The sequence below is a fragment of the Streptomyces sp. NPDC028289 genome, from assembly GCF_055565975.1.
This window is the reverse complement of the sequence record NZ_JBVHTI010000007.1, coordinates 431163-451112: the sequence shown is the minus strand read 5'-3', so window position 1 is coordinate 451112 and position 19950 is coordinate 431163. Positions and strand designations below refer to the sequence as shown.

Sequence of the window (19950 nt, the reverse complement as noted above, 5' to 3'; positions counted from 1 at the left end):
TGCATGTCATGACGGGGCACCGGCTCGGACTCCGCGCGGCGGGCCCGTCCGTCCGGCCGACGGGGCAGCCGTACGGCGAGCGCCGAACGACCGGCCTCCGGCCGTGCCGCAAGGCATACCCCGGGCACACACGACTGGACACGTCCCCCGTCTCGCGCCGCCGGGACCACGGCACGGGATCTGCGGCACCGACCCGGCCGGGCGCTCGCCCGACAGGTTCAACGGCCGGGCGCCGACGATCCGTTCCCGGCACCGATGCGACCCTCCGCCCGTCCGTTCGGCCCGTCCCGGCAGGCCGGCCGATCGCACCGCCCGAGCAGCCGCCGACGGCGCCCGCCCGCATGGACCCGGTCCGGTACTGCCCGAGGGGCGAACGCGCGGGAGCCGGTGGCCGGATCCTGCGTCTGCCGCGCGGCGGGGCGGGGAACGGGGCATCACCGGGATGCCGGTGATGGCCCGAAGGGCTCCGGAGCGGGCCGGAAGCGGATCGGAAGCAGATCGGTTCTGGCCACGGAAGCGGCGGCGCTGGTCACCTCGTAGGCGTCAACCGCCTTGCTCTGCCCCGCTGTTCACCGCCCGCTCAGGACGGCCGGGGCGGGCGCGGTGCACTGCCGTCACCGCTGGAGAACCCCATGACCGATGCAGAGCCGACGCCACCCGCCGGGCGTCCCGATCCGCCGTCCACCCATCGCGCGCCGCCCTCCTACCAGGCCCCGGGGCTGATACCGCCGGGCGGCCCCGCCCGCACCTGGGGGCTCGTGGTCATCGCCACGCCCCTGCTGCTCGCCGTGCTCCTGGCCCTGATCGGCGGCCTGGCCGGAGGGTCGTCCGGGTCGTCGTCCGGAGCCTCCGGCTCCGGCTCCGACTCCGGCTTCTTCGGCTCGGGCACCTCCGGCTCGGACGGCGCCGGCACGGCCGGTACGGACGACCAGCCGGTCTACACCGACCCGACGACAGCGTCCGCATGGCCGTACGGAGACACCGGCACCCCTGAGGCGACCGCGACCGACGGCTACTACGGCGACCCGACGGACACCGCCGTCTCCACCCCGACCGCGACCGCGAGCGGTGGCCCCGGCGACGTCGTCACCGCCTACTTCGCGGCGATCAGCTCCCACGACTACCGGACCGCCTGGAGCCTCGGCGGCAAGAACCTCGACTCCAGCTACGACAGCTTCGTCTCGGGCTACGCCACCACCGAGCAGGACACCGTCACCGTCGTGTCGGTGGCGGGCGACGAGGTGCAGGTGGCCCTCGAGGCCGTGCAGACGGACGGCACGACGAAGTCGTACGACGCCACCTACACCGTCCAGGACGGCGTGATCACCAGCGGCACGGCCACCCAGACCGGCTGACACCCACTTCGGGGCGTGCCCGCAGGGGTGCGCCCGCACGAGCGGAGCGCTGAACCACCATGGCCACACAAGTACTCGATCCCAGTCCTCCGAGCCCAGCACCGCAGGAGCCGCCGGAGCCCCGCGCGTACGCGCGCACCAGAGCCACCCGGCTGCTGTCCGCCGGCGCCTACCTCCATCCCGGCTACCGGCGCACCGTCATCCGGGAACTGCTCCGCAGGCGGTGGCGGGTCGTCGCGCCCTCCTACGGCTACGACGCCGTGTCCGTCCTCGCCCACGCCCTCGCCGCGCGCCGGCTGCGCCGCATCCAGTGGGCCCTCGCGGCCGGCGTGGACTTCGCGGTCCTGCTGCTGCTCAGCAACGGGGTGCTCAACCCCTTCCTCGGCGTGGTCCTGCTGTGCTGGGTGCCGTGGGCGGCGGCCTATCTGCGCCGGATCGTCACCCTGCACATCCTGATGACCCGACTGCGGGAGAGCGGCCCGGACGGCGGCTTCGACGGCGCCTGCCCGTCGCACCCCAAGCTGACCGACGCACTCGCCCGCAAGATCGACCACGAGCAGGTCGGCCGCAGCGGAGTGGTCTTCTACGGCGGCTACCGGCCCTTCGTCGGCGCGGGCCTGCCGCTGCGCGACTGGTCCAACGCGCAGTTGCTGCTCGGTGCCCCGAAGACCCGGCTCATGGCGCGCAAGAGCGCGGACGGCACCCCGCCCGACCTCGACACCGTCGAGCGCAGGCAGGTCGTCCCGTTCACCGTGCACGACATCACCAGCCAGGTCGCCGCCCGGCTGGCCGCCGATCTGCGCGACGAGACCCGCCCCGACGAGCGGATCGAGGGGCTCACCGTCGAGCAGCGCCGTTTCACCACCGCGATCCGCACCAACGACCGCACCACCGGCGCCGGCTGGTCCGACCTGCCCGGCGCGGACGACCTGCCCGACATCCACTGGCGGGAGGACTACGACGCGGCCCGCGAGTACCTGTGCGTGCGCGTCGGGTCGTGGAACGAGGAGCTGGTGACCTCGATCTTCGTCGGGTTCGACATCAAGGGCAACACGCTGCACACCGAGTTCTACACCTATGTGCTCGCGCCGCTCGTGGCGGACTTCCACCTCGTGGACCAGTTGCCCGCCGCCGTCGACGGGCGGCTGGCGGTGCGGGTGGCGTGGGACATGTTCACGGCCATGGTGCGCTGGTGGATGTCGCTGTGGATGTGGCCGCTGCTGCTGGTCCCGGAGCGGTTCCTGCCGACGTGGGCGGCCCGGTGGACGCAGCCCTGGCGGGTCAGCAGGGCCAGGCGGGCCGCGGTCGCACTGCTGCTCTCGGACCGCACGACCGACACCAGCGAGTTCCGGATCGGCCGTTACGTCAACCGCTGGCGCAACTGCGGCGCGCTGGCGAGCGTCCGGGAACTGGCCACCAGCGAGACGTACCACCACTTCTTCCAGCAGTCCGACGCGGTGAAGTACATGCAGATCGTCGAGCGCCGGCTGCTCGAGAACATCGGTGCGTTCCTCTCCGAGCACGACGTGGACCTCGCCGAGCACAACCGCGCGCAGACCAACATCCTGCTGGGCGACAACAGCCAGAACTTCTTCGGCGGCGAGCAGAGCAACTTCGGCTACAACTACCAGCCCTCGAGCGGCGGTTCATCAGGAAAAGCGGGGACGTGACCATGAGCCAGGGAAACACCGGCGGCGACAACAGCCAGAACTTCTTCGGCGGCCGGCAGAGCGGTTTCGGCTACAACGTCTACAACACCCCGCAGGAGGACCGGCGGTCCGCCGAGGAGGAGGCGGCGCGCGCCGCCCAGGCCCGCGCGGACTACGGCCGCAGCCGCAGCGTCTTCGTCGTGCACGGCCGCGACGAGGAGGTGCGTACGGCGATGTTCGGGCTGCTGCGCCGGCTCGACCTGCGCCCGCTGGAGTGGGAGCGGCTGGTGCGGAGCACCGGGGGGACCGCGCCGTTCCTCGGCGAGGTCATCGAGAAGGCGCTGTCGCAGGCGCAGGCGGCGCTCGTGCTGCTCACCCCGGACGACGTCGCCAAGCTCCATCCGCACCTGCTGGGCGACAACGAGCCTTCCCACGAGACCCAGTTGACCGGCCAGCCACGCCAGAACGTGCTGATCGAGCTCGGCATGGCGCTGATGGCCTACCCGGAGCGGACGATCATCGTGGAGGTCGGCCAGGTGCGGCCCGCCGCGGATCTCGGGGGCCGCAACGTGATCCGCTTCGACGGCTCCGAGACCGCCGTCTCGAAGATCGTCGAACGGCTCAAGGGGGCCGAGTGCGACCTGGACGACACCCGGCCGGACTGGCGTGACACCTCGTACTTCGAGAACCTGGCGGCCTACCGCCGGCTGGCCTGACCAGCCGTACGAGGGGGGGCGGGGGCTTCGGGCCCCGCCCCCCTTCCTTGCGCGCTACCGCTGCGGGCCCGACGCCAGGGCGGCCAGGAACGCGGCCAGCTCGCGCATGTCGATGCCCGCCAGGTCCTCGGGCCGTACGACGACACGCAGTTCGCGGCAGATCGCGGCCTCCCGGGAGCGGGCCACGAAGGACATCAGGATCAGCCGGAGCAGGCTGTCCCGGTCGAGGTGGCCGAGGCGCGCCAGCCCGGACCCGGTCAACGGCATGGCCACCCGCTCCAGTTGGGCGTGCGTGCGCAGTGCGTCCCACAGCCCGGCCAGGCCCCGCCACAGGTCCTCCACACCGGAGGAGGCCACGTAGTCGTTGCCGATCCGGCTGTAGGCCACGCCGAACACCAGCCGCGGCCGGGTGCCCAGCACCGCCACCGTGCCGACCGGGTAGCGGTCGAGCTTGCCGAGCGGTTTGTCCGCCCGCTCCTCGCGCGCGACCGGCTCGGCCGGGGCGAGCGCCGCGTCCAGCTCCGCGTCGAGGCGGGCGACGTCGCCGCCGTAGCGGCGGTCGAGGAGCTGTGCCTGCACGCTGTCGCCGTTGATGACCCGGCCGCCGGCCGACAGGGTGTCGAAGGTGTCGCAGAAGCCGACGACCAGGTGGGCCGGCTGGTCGAACAGGTCGCCCGTCTCGACGACCACCGTCATGTCGGGCCGCCGGAACACCTGCCGTACCCGGACCGCGGGACGGGACCGCAGCAGCCCCCAGCCCAGGCAGGCGCCCACCGACAGCCCGACGACCGCGCCGGACGTGCTGTACGGCACGAACGGGCCCACGACCTGGGACACGGCCGACAGCCCGCCGAACGCCACCATCGTGTCGCGCACGAATTCCTGCCGGGCGCGCCTTGTACCACGCCGGAGGGCGCTCCGGGGCCGTATCGGGTCCATCGGGGCCAGTCCACCGGAATCACCCGAACTCATGGATTCCCCAAGGCATCATGTTAATCTTTCAGTCACTATGGCTGACGCAGAGTGACGCTGAACCGCCGGGGGGCGACGCGGATGGCCGGTGCGAGAGCACGTATCCGGGTGAAGGTACTGGGCCCGGTCCAGCTCGAGGTCGACGGAATTCCGGTCCGGCTGACGCCGCTGACCGTACGGCTGCTGGTCCGCCTGGTGGCGGCCGGCGGCGAGGCGGTGCCGGTACGGCAACTCCGCCGCGACGTGTGGGGACTCGCGGACGAGCCCCGCCACCTGGACCAGCGCAACCGCAACGAGGTCCAGAAACGGGTCCTGGAGCTGCGCCGGGCGCTGGCCCCCGGCGCTCCCGGCGCTCCCGGCGCTCCCGGCGCTCCCGGCGCTCCCGGCCAGGACAGCGCGGGAACGCATGTCCTGCGCACCGAGCAGCAGGTCACCGTGCAGGGCCCGGAGACCGCCTACCGGCTGGTGCTGCGGCCCGAGGAGCTGGACAGCGCGCGGTTCACCGCGATCGTGAACGACGCCCTGCTCGCGCCCCCGGCCACCGCCGCGCACCGGCTGTCCGAGGCGCTGTCCCTGGTGCGCGGCCGGCCGCTGGCCGAGGTCAACGGCGAGGGGTTCGCGGTGCCCTTCGTCCGCCGCCTGACCGCCCTTCAGGACGCGGCCCGCCGTGAGCTGGTCCGCGTGCAGACCGACCTGGGACGGCCCGAACTCGCCCTGCCGGTGGCCGAACTGATCGCCCAAGAGCATCCCGACGACGCCGAGGCCGCGCGCGTCCTGGACGCCCTGCGCGCGGAGCTGCGTGCCCGGCACGGGGCCGAACTGCTGCGCCACCGGGTGCCGTTGGACGGGCAGCGGGCCGATGTGGTGCTGGTGCGGGGCGACCTGTTCGACCAGGCGGACTGCAACCTGGTGATCGGGTTCACCGACACCTTCGACACGGAGACCGCCGAGGATCTCGTGATCAGCCGGGAGAGCCTGCAGAGCCAGCTCGTCGACCGGCTGTTCGCCGGGAAGCGGCGCCTGCTGGACGACCGGCTGCGGACGGGCCTGCGGGCGGTGAAGCCGGTGGCCACCGAGACCGTACGGGCCAAGCCGCTGGGCCGCCGGGTCCGTTATCCGGTGGGCACCACCGTGGTGGTACCGGTCGAGGGCCGCCGGGTCTTCGCCACCGCCTACTCGCGACTCGGCAACGACCTGGTGGCCAGGTCCAACCACGCCGACCTGCGGCTGAGCCTGGAGAGTCTGTGGGCCTCGGTGGCGGTCAACGGCCTGTTCAAGCCGGTCGCCGTCCCGCTGATCGGCTCCGGCCTGGCCCGGGTCACCGACCTGGACCGGGGCCAGCTGGCCGCCCTGATCGTGGACTCGTTCATCGAGGCCTGCCGCCGCTACCCCGCCCTGACCCCCGAACTCCGGATCGTGATCCTGCCCCAGGAGCTGGCCCGGACCGACCTGGCCCCGGTGGAGCAGCGCTTCGAGGACCTGGTGCTCGGCCTGCGCGCGGCCGACTGACGGCGAAGGTGAGACCGGGCGGCGGCCCGGACGTGTCCCCCGGGTCGGCGGGCTGCTCCGCATCTGTCCGTTCCCCCTTCGCGGCATCGTCCGCCGTCCGCGCCTCGCGCCGCTTCGCCCGGCCTCACCGCCGTCCACGAGACCACCCCGCCCGCTTCCGCCGGCACCCTCCAACCGCTTCCGATCCGGTTCCGGAAACCGCGGACATGCGTTGTCCCCGGAACCGCCCGCGCGTTCGAGGTGTCGTACTCGCCGGGGGTGCGGAAGGACGGGCCCTCCCGACCGTTGGGTCCCGCACGGAACGGGTCTATCGTCGGAATCATGGGGCCAGGAGGAGGAGGAGGACGGCCGGTGATGCCGCAGGACGAGGCCGTGATCGGCTGCACGGGGAAGGTGCTCATCGGAACGCGCGGTTCCACCGGCCCCGGTGAAGTCCTGGTGCGGGTCAGGGGCGGCCTGGAGACCTTCCTCGCCTGGTCGGAGGAGCCCCTGCCCGTCGGCGCAACGGTGCTCGTGATCGAATCACGAGGATGCCGCGAGGTCTGCGTCATCGAGTGGGTGGATCCATTGGACGCGCTCGGCGACAGCGCCGAGGCCAGCTGAGGAGAGACAGGAATGTTCGGATACCGCGTACCCGCTCCCGACGAGGCGATGTTGATCTCGGGGGGCAGGCGGGGACTGGGGGGCGCGCCGTTCCGAGTGGTCACGGGGCACGGCAAGTTCGTGCTGCCGGTCGTACGGAAGGTCCGTTTCCTCACCCTGTCCATGTGCGAGTCCGAGGTCACCGAGACCTGTGTGACCAGGCAGGGCATCTCCCTGCACGTCCGCGCGGTCATCGCCTTCAAGGTCGGCAACGACCACGAGAGCATCATCAACGCGGGCCAGCGGTTCCTCTCCGACCAGGAGCAGATGTCGGTGCTGACCGGCCGGATCTTCGCCGGTCACCTGCGGGCCATCATCGGCTCCATGACGGTCGAGGAGATCGTCACCGAGCGGCAGAAGCTCGCGGCGGAGGTGCTGGACACCTCGAAGACGGAGATGGCGAAGATCGGCCTGATCGTCGACTCGCTGCAGATCCAGTCGATCGACGACGGCGACACCGGCTACATCGACGCGATGTCCGCCCCGCACAAGGCCGCCATCCAGCGGCAGGCGCAGATCGCCCAGGCCCAGGCCACCCAGGCCTCCGTCGAGGCGGAGCAGGCGGCGGCCCGCAAGCAGGCCGAGTACGCCCGACAGACCGCCATCGTCAAGGCCGAGTACTCGGCCGAGGTGGACCGCGCCCAAGCGCAGGCCGGCCAGGCCGGACCGCTGGCACAGGCCCACGCCCAGCAGGAGGTGCTCGCCGCCCAGACGGAGCTGGCCCAGCGCCAGGCCAAGCTGCGCCAGGAGCAGCTGGTGGCCGAGGTCGTCCGGCCCGCCGAGGCCGAGGCCGAGCGGGTCAGGATCCTGGCGGCCGCCGAGGCGCAGCGGATGAAGATCCAGGCGGAGGCGGCCGCGTCGTACGACCGGGTCGCGCTGGACCGGATGCTGATCGACCAGCTGCCGCAGATCGTCAAGGAGGCCGCCGGCGGCCTCGCCGGTGCCAACGTCAACGTCCTCAACGGCGCGGACGGCCTCGGCGAGATCGCGGCCGGCCTGGTGTCCCAGGGCCTGACGATCCTCGACTCGGTCCGGCAGAACCTGAGCGGCCAGGACTCCGACGGCCAGCGCCCCGACGGGCAGCGCCCCGAAGGCCGCCGCTCCGGGGAGGGCGAGGGCAACGGCAGCAGCCTGCTTCAGCTGCCCACCGGCAAGGGGCGGAAGTCGGACGACGGGCCGGTGGACGTCGACTGAGCGCTCCGCTGGAGGCGCCGCGGCCTGTGGAAGCGCCGCGACAGGCCGTCAGTCGGCTGCGGCGCCGTCGCGGCCGGTCGCGCAGTTCCTCCCCCAGCCTTCGGCCGGGGGACCCCCAGCGCCCCTTCGGGGGCGCTGCCGTGGCCCGGTGCCGGTTCTGGAAGCGCCGCGGCAGGCCGTCGGTCGGCTGCGGCGCCGTCGTGGCCGGTCGCGCGGTTCCTCCCCCAGCGCCCCTTCGGGGGCGCTGCCGTTAGCCGGTGCCGGTCAGGTCGCGGCTGGTGTCCCACAGGCGTGTCGCCGCGTAGGTGTCGGTGAGGTGGTTCCACAGCGGTTCGTTTCGGGGTCTGCCCCGCAGGCCGAAGACGCGGGGTCCCCACAACTGCCCCCCGCGCACGGTGGGGTCGAGCACCGCCCGGACCGCGGGCCAGGCGCCGGCGTGCTTGCCCTGGACGAGGAGGGCGGCCGGTGCGCCGGAGAGCCGCGCACCGGCGGTCCGCACCTGGACCGGCGGCCGTGCCGGGGTCAGGGAGTCCAGCGCGCCCCCGGGATGGACCACCACGCTCGCCACCGGGCTGCCGGCCGCGCGCAGCCGCCGGTCGAGTTCGAGGCCGAAGTACATCTGCGCCAGCTTGGAGCGTCCGTAGGCGCGCTTGGGCCGGTAGTCCTTCCGGGACTGCAGGTCGTCGAGGTCGAGCCGCTCGGACCTGGCCGCGAAGCTGCCCATGGTCACGACGCGGGCCGCCGGTGCGGCCGACAGCAGGGGCAGCAGCCGGTGGGTCAGCGCGAAGTGCCCGAGGTGGTTCGTGCCGAACATGAGCTCGTGGCCGTCCCCGGTCTCCCGGCGGGGCGGGGCGTCGAGCGCGACGCCGGCGTTGTGGACCACCGCGTCGAGGTGGTCCACGTCCAGTGACTCCACCGCCGCTCCGAGCGACGGGAGGTCGGCGAGGTCCAGCCGTACGGCCCGCACCCGCGCGCCGGGGACCCGTGAGCGGATCGAGGCCGTGGCGGCTTCGGCCTTCGCGGGATTCCGGCTGCCCAGGACGACGGTGGCCCCGGTCGCGGACAGCTGCTCCGCGACGAAGTACCCGATGCCGGCGTTGCCGCCGGTGACCAGGAAGACCCTGCCGTCGGCACGCGGGAGCCGTCGGACGTCCCAGGGCGGGGTGGAGGGCGTGGACGACATGGCGGCGGGGCTCCCTTGCTGTCGGAGGCGGCTGCGGCCGCCCGGCAGGGCGGCTCGCACCCACGGTTCCAGCGGCCCCCGACACATCGCCTACGGACCACCGACAGCCCGCCGACACGGAGCCGGCCCCGGCCGCGGGCTCGCCTCCACCGCCTCGATGGACTCAAAAATCGAACACGTGCTTGAATTCGGTCATGCGATCGTTTCCCGTGGACCTGGCCCGGGCGCAGCAGGAATGGAGCGCCACCTACCGGCAGCTCGCCGCGCGGCCCGGGCGTACCGAGTTGCGGCGGCGGCTGTACCGGCTGTCGGCGGAGGTGTTCTTCCATCCCTACTGGGGGCACCGGCGGCCGAGCCCCGCCGCATGGCGGGAGCTGCGGGACCTGGGTCGGTCGGACCGGGCCGGGAGCTGAGGGGGCTCGGATGGCGGGCTGGAGTGCGGGACCGTACGTCCCGGATGATCCTGAAGGCATGTCCGGACCGATACGGGTGATCGTGCATCCACCGTCGCCGACGGGCGGCCGGCGCGTGCGCGTGGACGGCGAGATCCTCGGGCTGGCGCACAACGTGACCGACGTCGCCGAGTTCCTGCGCCGGGCCGGGTTGGAGATCGACCCGGCGGAGGTGGCGCGGGTGCCGTGGATCGACTGGCGGGGTGGCGGACCGGAGTGGTGGGGGCCGGAGACGTGACGGCCCCGGGTGGCCGTGTCCGCTTGGGTGTCAGGCAACGCACGAGGCCCGTCCAGTGTGTGGACGGGCCTCGGGATGGAGCGCCGGGCAGGCCTTGCACCTGCATTTCCCCGCAGGAAGCGGGGCGTCTTTCCTTGGACCACCAACGCAGTGGTGGACGGACCGGATCGGGCCGACCAGCTCTGGATTGATCATAGCCCATGCGGGTGAGGTGTGCGGTCCAGGTAGTAGGCGCGGCGGGTGCCCGGTTCCCCGTCCGGGCCGGAGGTCCGGGCGGCGGTGACGGTCCGCCAGCAGACGGCGACCGCCGCTTTGAAGAACGCGGACGCGGACTCGGGTTCGTGGTCGGCGGCGGTGACCTCGACCAGCAGCCGCTCGGGCTCCTGGATCTTCTCGGCGGTGGTCTCCGACGCGGGCCGGTTGGGGAGGTCGGTGCCGGGTTCGGGCCGCGTGCGGCGGGCGGCGCGTACGGGGGTGGCGGGGCGGGTCGCGGGGGGCAGGGTGGTCGCGGCGACGATGATCTCCAGATGTTCCGCGAAGTGCGGGCCCGGTACCGGGATTTCGAGGTCGGGGTGGAGGTCGTAGCCGATGGCCACGGCGGTGGCCACGAAGTCGATGACCGCGGCCGCGGTCGGGGTGTGCCGGCGGGGGGTGGCCCGGGTGAGGCTGCTGAGGACGCGCAGGACGGTGGGCAGGCTGGTGTCCGCGGTCACCAGGCGGTACGCCGGGGCGTCGTCCTCGTGGGCCGGGTCGCCGCCGTCCGGCACGTGGGCTCCGGCCTGGGCCTGCCACAGGGCGGCGGCGTGGGTGTCGCCGCGGGCGAGGTGCTGGAGGTAGAGGCAGTACGACGGGGGCTCGTCACCGGCGCCGGCCGCGTACTGCCACCAGAAGCGGGCGCCGTCGTCGGCGCCGGCGAGCTGGAGGGCGCAGCCGAGGATCCAGGCGGCCCGCGGCTGCGGCAGCTGGTCGGTGAGGAAGTCGGCGAGCTGGTCCGGCGTGCAGTGCGCCACGACGGCCTCGCACAGAGCGGCGAGGCGCTGTGCGGCGCCGTCGTCGGCCAGGTCGGGTCCGTCGCCGTCCCACAGCAGCCGGCCGTCGTCGGTGAAGGCGGGGTAGGCCATGTCGTCGTACGGAACGACGTCGGCGGGGACGCGCGGGTCGGGCAACAGCAGGGACTGGGCGAGAAGGTCGTCGATGATGCTCATGGCCGTGGTGATCACTCCAGGGAGCCGGTGGTGGGGGTGACGGCGGCGGTCTCAGCGCTGTCGGTGCCGTCGGTGCCGTCGGTGCCGTCGGTGCCGTCGGTGCCGTCGGTGCCGTCGGTGCCGTCGGTGCCGTCGGTGTGGAGGTAGAGGCCGGTCAGCGCTCCCCGGGCGTGGTGGTCCAGGGTGTGGGTCATGGCCGGGGTCAGGCCGACGATGCCGGACACGGCGTCGGGACCGACGCCGCACAGGTGGCGCAGCACGATGACGTCCATCTGGTCCTGGGGCAGCCGGGCGATCGCGTCGAAGAACTCCGCCATCGTGTCGATACGGCTCTTGCGCTCGCCCAGGTCGGCGATGCCCGCCTGGGCGACGGTGGCGAAGGCCGCCTGGCGCAGGTCGGGGTGCCCGTCCTGGCGGACGGCCCGGGACATGACCCGGGAGCGCAGCATCTGCCAGGCGTGGCGCGGGGTGTCGGGGCCGGAGAGCGCGACGTCCCAGGTGAGCCAGAGGATGTCGAAGGTCTCCCCGACCGCGCGCTGGGCCCGGTCCTCGGACTGCAGGAAGGCCCGCGCGTAGGCGGTGTACGGCCGGCGCATGGTCTGGGTGAAGCCGAGGTGCGCGACGGGCGGTTGCTCGGGGCCCAGCGGCTGCACGGCGCGGATGCGGTTCTCGATCCAGACCTGGTTCTTGTCCGCCTCCCGGGCGGCCGCGGTCCACAGGCGGCGCAGCGGCCACGGCGGCAGGTCCAGGGCCTTCACCACGCTGTAGGTGATCTCCCAGCCGGGGTAGTAGCCCTTGCCGCGCAGGAGTTCCGAGAGTCGTGTCTTGGAGTAGCCGGAACGGCTGACGAGTTCATCGAGGGTCAGCCCGCTGGCGACGAGCCGGTTGCGGACCGGTTCCAGCCAGGTGCGGTGGGCGACGCCGACCTCCTCGCCGATGGGTTCCGGCGGGCGGCCGCGGCGACTGTGCGGGTCCGACCCGGGCTGTTCGGGCACCTCTGGCTGCTTCACCGTGACGGCTCCTCGCTCCCGACCGGCGCCGCCGGAGGGCGGGGCGCCGGGGCGGGGAGCGTTGGTGCGGGGAGCGTTGGTGCGGGGAGCGTTGGTGCGGGGAGCGTTGGTGCGGGGAGCGTTGGTGGGGGAGGCGTCGGGCCCTGCCCGGGGTCCGTGCCGCCGGGGGTGCCCGGTGCGGCGCAGATCTGCTGGACGAGGAGTCCGAGCGAGGGCAACAGCGCGGCCACCGCCGCGAGTTGTCCCATCGCGGTCATCACCGTGCTCCACACGAGGACCGCCGCCAGTACGGCCACGGTCATCATCTGCCTGTTCGTCATCTCACCTTCCCTGCGCGGGAGAAGCGTCTGGAGTTGGACGACAGCATGGTGGGACGACCGGGTGCCACTCAATGTGATCATGAGATTACGGAACAATCGCACCTCGCGGGCGCGGCCGGCAGGCCGGGCGCCCCGGCCCCCGCGGTGGGCCGGTTTTCTTTACGCACTCCTGACGCCGGCACCCGCATCCCGGGAAGGCCCCGAAGTGTCCTCATCCTTGTCCGGATTCTTGTCCGGATCACGTCGAGAATGGAGTGTGTGCCCATGGACGGCGCCGTTGTAGGGGTCGTACTGGTGGTCGTGGCGGCCCTGCTCGTGCTGCGCAGCGGGATGCGGGTGGTCAACCAGGTCGAGCGTGGGGTCGTGTTCCGCCTGGGCAAGGCGCAGCCGGAGTTCCGGCGCCCCGGGATCACCTTCCTCGTCCCGTTCGTCGACCGGATGCGCAAGGTGAACGTGCAGGTGGTCACCATGCCGGTGCCCACGCAGGAGGGCATCACCAAGGACAACGTGTCGGTGAAGGTGGACGCCGTCGTCTACTTCCGGGTCACCGACCCGGTCCGCGCGGCCATCGAGGTGCAGGACTACGTCTTCGCCGTCGGCCAGGTCGCCCAGTCCTCGCTCCGCTCCATCATCGGCAAGAGCGACCTGGACGACCTGCTGACCGACCGGGAGCGGCTGCACGAGGGGCTCGCCCTGATGATCGACAGCCCGGCCGCCGCGTGGGGCATCCACATCGACCGCGTCGAGATCAAGGACGTACAGCTCCCGGAGTCGCTGAAGCGGTCCATGTCCCGGCAGGCCGAGGCGGAGCGGGAGCGGCGGGCCCGGGTCATCACCGCCGACGGTGAGTTCCAGGCCGCACAGCAGCTCGCCAACGCCTCCCGGATCATGTCGGAGACCCCGGAGGCGATGCAGCTGCGCCTCCTGCAGACCGTCGTCGAGGTCGCCGCCGAGAAGAACTCCACGCTCGTGATGCCCTTCCCGGTCGAGCTGCTGCGCTACTTCGAGCGGGCGACCAAGCGGCTCGACCAGGAGGTCGAGAAGAACGAGCGCGAGCTGGACGGGCCGGACGGCTCGGCCGCGCTCAAGGCCGGGATCGAGCAGATCGCGGCCGTCGCCGACAAGTTCGGACCGGCGGCGGAGCTCACGGCGCCGCGGGAACCCGCGACGGAGCCGTCCGCTCCCGTCGAGCGGCCGTAGCCAGCGCCAGTGTCACGGTCAGTGACGCGAGCGCCATGAACGTCATCGCGAGGGCGGGCGAGGTGAGTTGGGCGACCGAGCCCGCCAGCGTGGCGCTCAGCCCCTGGAGGGTCAGCATGCCGGCCGAGTGCAGACCGAGGGCGTGGCCGCCGAGTCCGTCCGGGGTCAGCCTCATCAGCCGCTCCTGCTGAACCAGGCTCGCGCCGAAGCCGACGGAGGCCACGGTGGCGCAGGCGGCGGCGAGCACCAGGGGCGGGTGCAGGAAGAAGACCAGGTAGGGCGTGGCCAGGAGGAGCAGCAGCGGGGTGGCCGTGCGGGTGCGGACGGCGGGCGGCAGCAGCCCGCTCATCATGTTGAACAGCGAACGCCCCGGCAGGTAGCCGTCCTTGTCGAGGATCTCGTTCAGCAGCCCCCAGCGGACCCCGCCGCCGAGCGAGGCGACGAGGCCCAGCAGGAGGACGACGGCGAGCAGCGCCCCGGCCGGGAGGCCGGGCAGCGCGAGGCCCGCGGTGCCGACGGCGAAGGTGAGCGAGATCGCGGCGAGGGTGGTGCGCGGGGGCAGCCGGTCGGCGCCGGAGAGCAGGAGGGGCGCGCCCAGCACCTGCGCCAGCGAGGGGCCGAACATGCTCAGCGCCGAGAGGAGGGGCGAGCCGGTGGTGCGGTAGACGAGCGTGCCGAGGGCGAGCCCGCCGACGGTACCGGCCGCGCTCTGGGCGGCTGGGCCCAGGTGCTGGACTCGGTGCGGCCGGGGCGGACCCGCTGGCTCGGCTCCAACCGGCTCCAGGTCAACCTGCACGAATACCCGCCCCGCGAGATCTCCGGCGCCAGCCTCCTGCTCGTCCCGGTCACGCCGAAGTCCGGCTGGGCGGCGCCCGCGCCGGGGTGCTGGTCCTGCTCGACGCGCCCATGAGCACGACCCACCTCACGGCGGTGACCGGGCAGGGGCTGGGCTCGGTCGGCCGGCATCTGCGGGTCCTGCTCGACGCCGGGCTGGTGGAGCGGCGCCGGGCCGGACGGTCGGTGCTGTACTCACGGACGGCGGCGGGGGACGTGCTCGTGGAGGCCGGACCCCGGACCGCCACCCGGCGGAGTTAGCATCCGCCTATGACGACTTCCGAGAACAACGGGTCCGTGCTCGACGTGGAGATCGGTGCGCTGCAGGGCGGCTCCGCCGGTCTGCCGGGCTACGGCGGCAAGGCCGTGCTCATTGTCAACGTGGCCTCCAAGTGCGGCCTGACCCCGCAGTACAACGGCCTGGAGAAGCTCCAGGAGCGGTACGCGGCGCAGGGCTTCACGGTGCTCGGGGTGCCCTGCAACCAGTTCATGGGCCAGGAGCCCGGCAGCGCCGAGGAGATCGCCGAGTTCTGCTCGGCGACGTACGGGGTGACCTTCCCGATGACCGAGAAGGTCGAGGTGAACGGCGAGGGCCGGCACCCGCTCTACGACCGTCTGGTCGGGTTCGCCGACGGCGAGGGGCACACCGGGGACATCCGCTGGAACTTCGAGAAGTTCCTGGTCGGCCGGGACGGGCAGGTCGTCGCCCGGTTCTCCCCGCAGACCGAGCCGGAGTCGGCGGAGATCGTGGCGGCGGTGGAGGCCGCTCTCGCCTGACCCGGGTTGACCTTGCCCCTGGGGCAGGGACGAGCCTCCTGGTCACCGGGCGGAACGGATCCGCCCGGTGACGGAGGATGCGGCCGTGGAGGACGTGGTGGACGCCGTGGACGAGGAGCTGCTCACGATCGGCGCGTTCGCCGCGCGCTCCCGGCTCTCGGCGAAGGCCCTGCGCCGCTACGACCGGCTCGGGCTGCTGGCCCCGGCGCACGTCGACCAGGTGACCGGCTACCGGTACTACCGGGCCGGCCAGGTGGAACGCGCCCGGCTGGTGGCGCTGCTGCGCCAGCTGGACATGCCGCTGGCGCGGATCGCCGAGGTGGTCGAGGCGGCGGACGCCGACCCGGACGGGGAGACGGCCGCCGGCCTGCTCGCCGCGTACTGGGCGGACGTCGAGCGACGGGTCGCCGGGCAGCGGACGCTGGCCGCATACCTCCGTGGACGGCTGTCCGGAGGGAGTACGGAGATGTACGAGACGTTCGCGGTGGAGACGGTCGAGGTGCCGGCGCAGGTGGTGATCACCGAGAAGCGGCACACGCTGGCGGACGAGCTGCCGGCCTGGATCGGCGCCTCTCTGGGCCGGCTGGAGGCGGCGGCCCGGGAGTGCGGGGGTGTGACCGGGGCGCCGTTCGTCGTCTACCACGCCGAGGTGTCCATGGAGAGCGACGGGCCCGCCGAGGCCTGTGTCCCGGTGGCGGACGAGGCGGCGGCCCGGGCCTGGGCCGAGCGGAACGGGCGGGCCTGGGAGACGGCGGTGCGCGTCGAGCCGGCGTGCACGCTGGCGTACACGAGGATCAGCAAGGCACAGGTGGCGCACCCGCAGATCCTGGCTGCCTTCGAGGCGGTGGAGCGGTGGGTCGCCGGGCGGGAGGGCCTGGCGTACGACGGCCCGTGCCGGGAGGTCTACTTCGCGGACTGGGACGCGGCCGGACCGGAGGACCCGGTGTGCGACGTCGCGTTCCCCGTGCGGTGAGAGCCGGCGGGCCGGGCCGGGCACAAGCCGAGCCCCCTCGGCAAGGACGGCGGGCTGGTCGAGAGGGCTCTGTGTGACGCTTGTGCAGTTGTTTTCGTCGGGAGCGTGAAGCAATGGGCCAGCGAATGCCCCCTTACGCCTTGACCGAGGCCACGAAGGTGTTCCATGCGCCGGCCGGGAATGCGAGGACCGGGCCCTCCTCGACCTTGGAGTCGCGTACGGCGAGTCCCGCGGTCGTCGGCGACTTGACCTCGACGCACGCCCCGTTCCCTGCGGAATAGGAGGACTTCGTCCACGTCTCCGTGGCGCCCTGAAGCAGTGCCATGTCCACTCCTGTAGCGAGTTGCTGTGGTGCTTGCTGTAGTGCGATTCACGCCAACCTTGCTGACCGGTTGGCGTGATCGACGCTACTAGCCAACTTCCTCGCCTGGAGTACCCGTTCACTCGTCCGGATGGCATATTCCAGAGGAGACTTCCATGGGAGCGTTACGCCGGTGTAAGATCCGGCGCCCTCCGTCCGGGAGGGCGTCCGGGACGGCTCAGCGGGCGTACTCCTTGGCCGCGTCGGCGATGAACTGCCGGGACTGCTCGACGTTCAGCGACTGGGCGCGCAGGTGCTCGTACATCACGGCGTACTTCTGCACGTCGTGGGCCTTCTCCAGGTAGAGGTCGCTGGTCACGCCCTCCAGGTAGACGACGCTGGAGTCGGCCGCGTCGGCGAACTCCAGGATCGCGTACTGGCCGTTGAGGCCGGGGTGGGCGCCGCACTCGAAGGGCAGCACCTGGACGGTGATGTGCGGCTGCTGGGACATCTCGATCAGGTACTCCAGCTGCTCGCGCATCACCAGCCTGCTGCCGACGAGCCGGCGCAGCGCGGCCTCGTCGAGCACCACCCACAGCCGGAGGGGGTTGTGCTCGGCGGTGATACGTTCCTGTCGCCGCATCCGGACCTGGACCCGCTTCTCGATGTCGGCGGCGGAGGTCTCCGGCAACGCGCCCTGCACCAGGGCCTCGGCGTACGCCCGGGTCTGCAACAGCCCGGTGACCAGCTGGGGTTCGTACACCCGCAGCGACTCGGCGTCGGTCTCCAGACCGATGTAGACGCTGTACGGGATGTCCCCGAACGCGTGCCACCATCCTTGCTGCCGCGAATCCCTGGCCATCTCCATCAGGGACTCGACGACCCGCTGGTCCTCGACCTCGTACACCCCGCACAGGTCGCGGACGTCGCGCTGACTGATGCTCCGGCGCCCGTTCTCCAGCCGGCTGATCTTCGACTGGGAGACGAGCAGCCGCTCCGCCACCTCCTCCGCCGTCATGCCCTTGAGCTCGCGGAGCCGGCGCAGCTCCTGGCCCAGCCGGCGTCGCCTGACGGTGGGATTGACATTGGACGCCACGGGACGTGCACCTCCGGCTGCCTGCCTGTAACTACCACTTTGCGTATCTGCTGTTGAGCAGACTGCCACCAAGGTGCTTCCTACCGCTGGGAAACAGCGGATATGCGGCGCGTACGCGTCAGTTCGGGCACGTTCCGGATTCTCCGGACGGCTCCGGACGGCTCCGGACGGAAATGCCGAGCGGGGCGGCGAGGCGCGTACTGCGTACGCCTCCACCGCCCCGCTCGGACCAGCGGCTCCCGAACCGGGTCTCAGGGGTGCTGTGTCGCCGGCTGTCGCCGGCTCTTGCTGCCGTGGAACAGCGGCTCAGTGCACCACGGCGCGCGCCATCGCGCCCGCACCTCGGCGCGGTTGCATCGGAACACCGCGTGCGGGTTCCGGCGCGGCGGACCTGACGCCTGGTCCGGCCGGGGCCGGGGCCGGGCTACGGCGTGGCTGGGCGGCCGCGCCGTTCTGCACGTCCATGACGGCGTGGGCCACGAGCCCGCCCATCGGGTCGTGCCGGATCAGGTCACGCAACCGGGAACGCGAGGAGCGGCCCTCGTTACCCGGGTACAGGTGCTTGCCGAGACCGACCGCGTGGGCCAGTGCGGCGAGCGCCGCGGTCCGCGGGTCCGGCGGTACGCCGGTGCGGATCGCCGAATCCAACCGGCCACGGATCTCCCGGGTGACGGCGTTGTCCGTCGCCTGGTAGCGAGTGGTCGGCAGCACCCCGCACATCTGACCCGCCACGGCGGCGACCATGCCGCACCGTTCCAGATGCGCGAGATAGACCTGGCGAAGGCCGAGACGTGGCCCGCCGATCCAGTGAACAGCCCGTACGGGAGCGCCGCGCCTTCGCAGCAACTCCAACGCACAGTCCAAAGTCGGATCTCCAGTCGGCCGTGGCTGCACCACGGCGATACGATCCCCGTCTGGGGCTATCCGTCCGGCCAGCGCCAGCTCTACTAGCTGTGCTCCGGCCAGACCGAGGTCGAGCGACTGCGGCTGTGCAGTGGTACCCGTGGCCGGGTCCAGTGCCAGCAGCAGAAGCTCCTCCGGAATTGTTCTGCGGCTCCTGCCCATCCATGCCTCCCCGCGTGGATGAATGACAGGGTGACCCCTCTCACATTGGTCTGTCGAGGGTGCGTGACCGGTTCGTAAGGGAACCGGCAGGTATGTCGTTCTCGTCTACCGCAGGGGCTAAGCCCGCACACAGGACACTGGTACATGGTTCGGACAGCGCACGGCAACGTGCGGAGCGTGGAGGAGGCATCGGTGGCGGGCGAGTCCCCCGACAGGTCGAAGCAGCGCGAGTCGTCGGCAGAACCGACGTCGGGGAGCGCGGAAACGGTTCCCGAAGCACGCGACCCACGACTGGCGGTGGCCGCCGAGAAGGAGACCGCCGGCGGTGTGGACACCGCGACCCGGGTCTTCTCGGTACGGGATCTGAAGACGACCGACGAGACCGGCGAGACCGGCGAGACCGACTCGAAGCTCCGCGACGCGGTGGCGGCGTGGGTGCGCACGGGCGAGCCGGCGGAGGACGCGGCCGAGGAGGGCGACGCCCCGGAGGCGGCCGAGGACAGCCCTGAGGGGGCCGAGGACGGCCCTGAGGCGGCCGAGGGGGCCGAGGAGGGGCAGGAGGGCCCGGAGGACGCCGACGAGCCCGCTACGGCGCCCGAGGCAACGACCGACGCGGGCACCGACGGCACCCCGGTGAACGCGAAGGCGCCGGCCGCCCCGAAGCCGAAGCTCCCCGCCGAACCCGAAGACGCCGCCTCCCAGGGTGAGTCGGCGACCGCCGACGAGCCGGAGGAAGCCAAGCCGAAGGCGGCGGCCGAGCCCGAGGACGCCAAGCCCGCCGACAAGCCGAAGACCGCCGCCGAACCCCAGGACACCGCGCCCCGGGGCAAGTCGGCGACCACCGACGAACCTCAGGACGCCGAACCGGACGACGCCAAGCCGAAAGCCGCGGCCGAGCCCGAGGACGCCAAGCCCGCCGACAAGCCGAAGACCGCCGCCGAACCCCAGGACACCGCGCCCCGGGGCAAGTCGGCGACCACCGACGAACCTCAGGACGCCGAACCGGAGGACGCCAAGCCGAAAGCCGCGGCCGAGCCCGAGGACGCCAAGCCCGCCGACAAGCCGAAGACCGCCGCCGAACCCCAGGACACCGCGCCCCGGGGCAAGTCGGCGACCACCGACGAACCTCAGGACGCCGAACCGGAGGACGCCAAGCCGAAAGCCGCGGCCGAGCCCGAGGACGCCAAGCCCGCCGACAAGCCGAAGACCGCCGCCGAACCCCAGGACACCGCGCCCCGGGGCAAGTCGGCGACCACCGA

Annotated in this window: 20 protein-coding genes and 2 pseudogenes; 13 read left to right on the top strand and 9 right to left on the bottom strand. The window is 72.5% G+C overall.

Annotated features, from left to right (window positions below):
- The first annotated feature begins 632 nt into the window (after positions 1-632).
- The 3 genes from ACZ4UV_RS35225 to ACZ4UV_RS35215 are packed head-to-tail and all read left to right on the top strand — an operon-like array spanning position 633 to position 3720.
- Positions 633-1355 carry a hypothetical protein gene (locus ACZ4UV_RS35225; protein ID WP_451015942.1) on the top strand — a complete coding sequence of 241 codons (723 nt, stop codon included), beginning with the start codon at positions 633-635 and terminating at the stop codon, positions 1353-1355.
- Positions 1356-1414: 59 nt separating this feature from the next.
- A complete protein-coding gene (locus ACZ4UV_RS35220; RefSeq protein ID WP_451015941.1) occupies positions 1415-3025 on the top strand; it encodes a hypothetical protein in 1611 nt (536 codons plus the stop codon).
- A gap of 2 nt (positions 3026-3027) precedes the next feature.
- Positions 3028-3720 (top strand): TIR domain-containing protein, encoded by a 693-nt coding sequence (locus ACZ4UV_RS35215; RefSeq protein WP_451015940.1) that lies wholly within the window; start codon positions 3028-3030, stop codon positions 3718-3720.
- 54 nt (positions 3721-3774) lie between these two features.
- Here the strand turns inward: ACZ4UV_RS35215 and ACZ4UV_RS35210 are convergent, their stop codons facing one another.
- Positions 3775-4596 (bottom strand): macro domain-containing protein, encoded by an 822-nt coding sequence (locus ACZ4UV_RS35210; protein WP_451015939.1) that lies wholly within the window; start codon positions 4594-4596, stop codon positions 3775-3777.
- Between the two features lie 177 nt (positions 4597-4773).
- Here ACZ4UV_RS35210 and ACZ4UV_RS35205 point away from each other — a divergent pair, with 177 nt between their 5' ends.
- The 3 genes from ACZ4UV_RS35205 to ACZ4UV_RS35195 all read left to right on the top strand — a co-directional run bounded on the left by ACZ4UV_RS35205 (position 4774) and on the right by ACZ4UV_RS35195 (position 8037).
- Positions 4774-6201 (top strand): macro domain-containing protein, encoded by a 1428-nt coding sequence (locus ACZ4UV_RS35205; protein ID WP_467843526.1) that lies wholly within the window; start codon positions 4774-4776, stop codon positions 6199-6201.
- A 354-nt stretch (positions 6202-6555) separates the two neighbouring features.
- Positions 6556-6804, top strand: coding sequence for a hypothetical protein (locus tag ACZ4UV_RS35200; protein ID WP_351484675.1), 249 nt, complete (start codon positions 6556-6558; stop codon positions 6802-6804).
- 12 nt (positions 6805-6816) lie between these two features.
- Positions 6817-8037 (top strand): flotillin family protein, encoded by a 1221-nt coding sequence (locus ACZ4UV_RS35195; protein ID WP_390049065.1) that lies wholly within the window; start codon positions 6817-6819, stop codon positions 8035-8037.
- A gap of 250 nt (positions 8038-8287) precedes the next feature.
- On the opposite strand, the gene ACZ4UV_RS35190 is transcribed toward ACZ4UV_RS35195, so the two are convergent.
- The gene (locus tag ACZ4UV_RS35190; RefSeq protein WP_467843521.1) at positions 8288-9220 is read right to left on the bottom strand and encodes an SDR family NAD(P)-dependent oxidoreductase; all 933 of its coding nucleotides are present in this window, start codon (positions 9218-9220) and stop codon (positions 8288-8290) included.
- A gap of 194 nt (positions 9221-9414) precedes the next feature.
- Between ACZ4UV_RS35190 and ACZ4UV_RS35185 the strand changes: the two genes are divergently transcribed.
- Together ACZ4UV_RS35185 and ACZ4UV_RS35180 are read left to right on the top strand one after the other, a co-directional pair.
- Positions 9415-9633, top strand: a complete 219-nt coding sequence (locus tag ACZ4UV_RS35185) for a hypothetical protein (protein WP_351484680.1) — start codon at positions 9415-9417, stop codon at positions 9631-9633.
- A 58-nt stretch (positions 9634-9691) separates the two neighbouring features.
- The gene (locus ACZ4UV_RS35180) at positions 9692-9910 is read left to right on the top strand and encodes a hypothetical protein (RefSeq protein ID WP_293995154.1); all 219 of its coding nucleotides are present in this window, start codon (positions 9692-9694) and stop codon (positions 9908-9910) included.
- Positions 9911-10101: 191 nt separating this feature from the next.
- On the opposite strand, the gene ACZ4UV_RS35175 is transcribed toward ACZ4UV_RS35180, so the two are convergent.
- From ACZ4UV_RS35175 to ACZ4UV_RS35165, 3 genes are read right to left on the bottom strand one after another with little or no spacing between them, the layout of a single operon-like run.
- On the bottom strand, positions 10102-11115 hold the full coding sequence (locus ACZ4UV_RS35175; protein WP_467843517.1) for a DUF6207 family protein: 1014 nt from the start codon (positions 11113-11115) through the stop codon (positions 10102-10104).
- An 11-nt stretch (positions 11116-11126) separates the two neighbouring features.
- A complete protein-coding gene (locus ACZ4UV_RS35170; RefSeq protein ID WP_467843514.1) occupies positions 11127-12125 on the bottom strand; it encodes an XRE family transcriptional regulator in 999 nt (332 codons plus the stop codon).
- Positions 12122-12445 (bottom strand): hypothetical protein, encoded by a 324-nt coding sequence (locus ACZ4UV_RS35165; RefSeq protein WP_467843512.1) that lies wholly within the window; start codon positions 12443-12445, stop codon positions 12122-12124. Before ACZ4UV_RS35165 ends, ACZ4UV_RS35170 begins: the two co-directional genes overlap by 4 nt.
- Positions 12446-12709: 264 nt before the next feature.
- Here ACZ4UV_RS35165 and ACZ4UV_RS35160 point away from each other — a divergent pair, with 264 nt between their 5' ends.
- Positions 12710-13645: a slipin family protein gene (locus tag ACZ4UV_RS35160; protein ID WP_451015933.1), complete on the top strand. Its 936-nt coding sequence runs from the start codon at positions 12710-12712 to the stop codon at positions 13643-13645.
- Here ACZ4UV_RS35160 and ACZ4UV_RS35155 read toward each other — a convergent pair.
- Positions 13590-14372: a hypothetical protein gene (locus tag ACZ4UV_RS35155; protein ID WP_467843888.1), complete on the bottom strand. Its 783-nt coding sequence runs from the start codon at positions 14370-14372 to the stop codon at positions 13590-13592. The genes ACZ4UV_RS35160 and ACZ4UV_RS35155 overlap by 56 nt on opposite strands.
- On the opposite strand from ACZ4UV_RS35155, the pseudogene ACZ4UV_RS35150 reads away from it, so the two are divergent.
- The 3 genes and pseudogenes from ACZ4UV_RS35150 to ACZ4UV_RS35140 form a co-directional block, all read left to right on the top strand.
- A pseudogene (locus ACZ4UV_RS35150) lies at positions 14358-14740 on the top strand (ArsR/SmtB family transcription factor); the annotation flags it as partial. The gene ACZ4UV_RS35155 and the pseudogene ACZ4UV_RS35150 overlap by 15 nt on opposite strands.
- A gap of 9 nt (positions 14741-14749) precedes the next feature.
- Positions 14750-15256, top strand: coding sequence for a glutathione peroxidase (locus ACZ4UV_RS35145; protein WP_351484690.1), 507 nt, complete (start codon positions 14750-14752; stop codon positions 15254-15256).
- A gap of 67 nt (positions 15257-15323) precedes the next feature.
- Positions 15324-16229 carry a MerR family transcriptional regulator gene (locus ACZ4UV_RS35140; protein ID WP_467843508.1) on the top strand — a complete coding sequence of 302 codons (906 nt, stop codon included), beginning with the start codon at positions 15324-15326 and terminating at the stop codon, positions 16227-16229.
- A 133-nt stretch (positions 16230-16362) separates the two neighbouring features.
- On the opposite strand, the gene ACZ4UV_RS35135 is transcribed toward ACZ4UV_RS35140, so the two are convergent.
- The 3 genes from ACZ4UV_RS35135 to ACZ4UV_RS35125 form a co-directional block, all read right to left on the bottom strand.
- Positions 16363-16554, bottom strand: coding sequence for a DUF397 domain-containing protein (locus ACZ4UV_RS35135; protein WP_293995171.1), 192 nt, complete (start codon positions 16552-16554; stop codon positions 16363-16365).
- A gap of 214 nt (positions 16555-16768) precedes the next feature.
- Complete coding sequence (locus tag ACZ4UV_RS35130) at positions 16769-17626, bottom strand: helix-turn-helix domain-containing protein (RefSeq protein WP_093501737.1); 858 nt, start codon at positions 17624-17626, stop codon at positions 16769-16771.
- 306 nt (positions 17627-17932) lie between these two features.
- On the bottom strand, positions 17933-18691 hold the full coding sequence (locus tag ACZ4UV_RS35125; RefSeq protein WP_351484694.1) for a GOLPH3/VPS74 family protein: 759 nt from the start codon (positions 18689-18691) through the stop codon (positions 17933-17935).
- Positions 18692-18835: 144 nt separating this feature from the next.
- Between ACZ4UV_RS35125 and ACZ4UV_RS35120 the strand changes: the two are divergent.
- Positions 18836-19950 (top strand): annotated as a pseudogene (locus ACZ4UV_RS35120) (hypothetical protein); the annotation flags it as partial.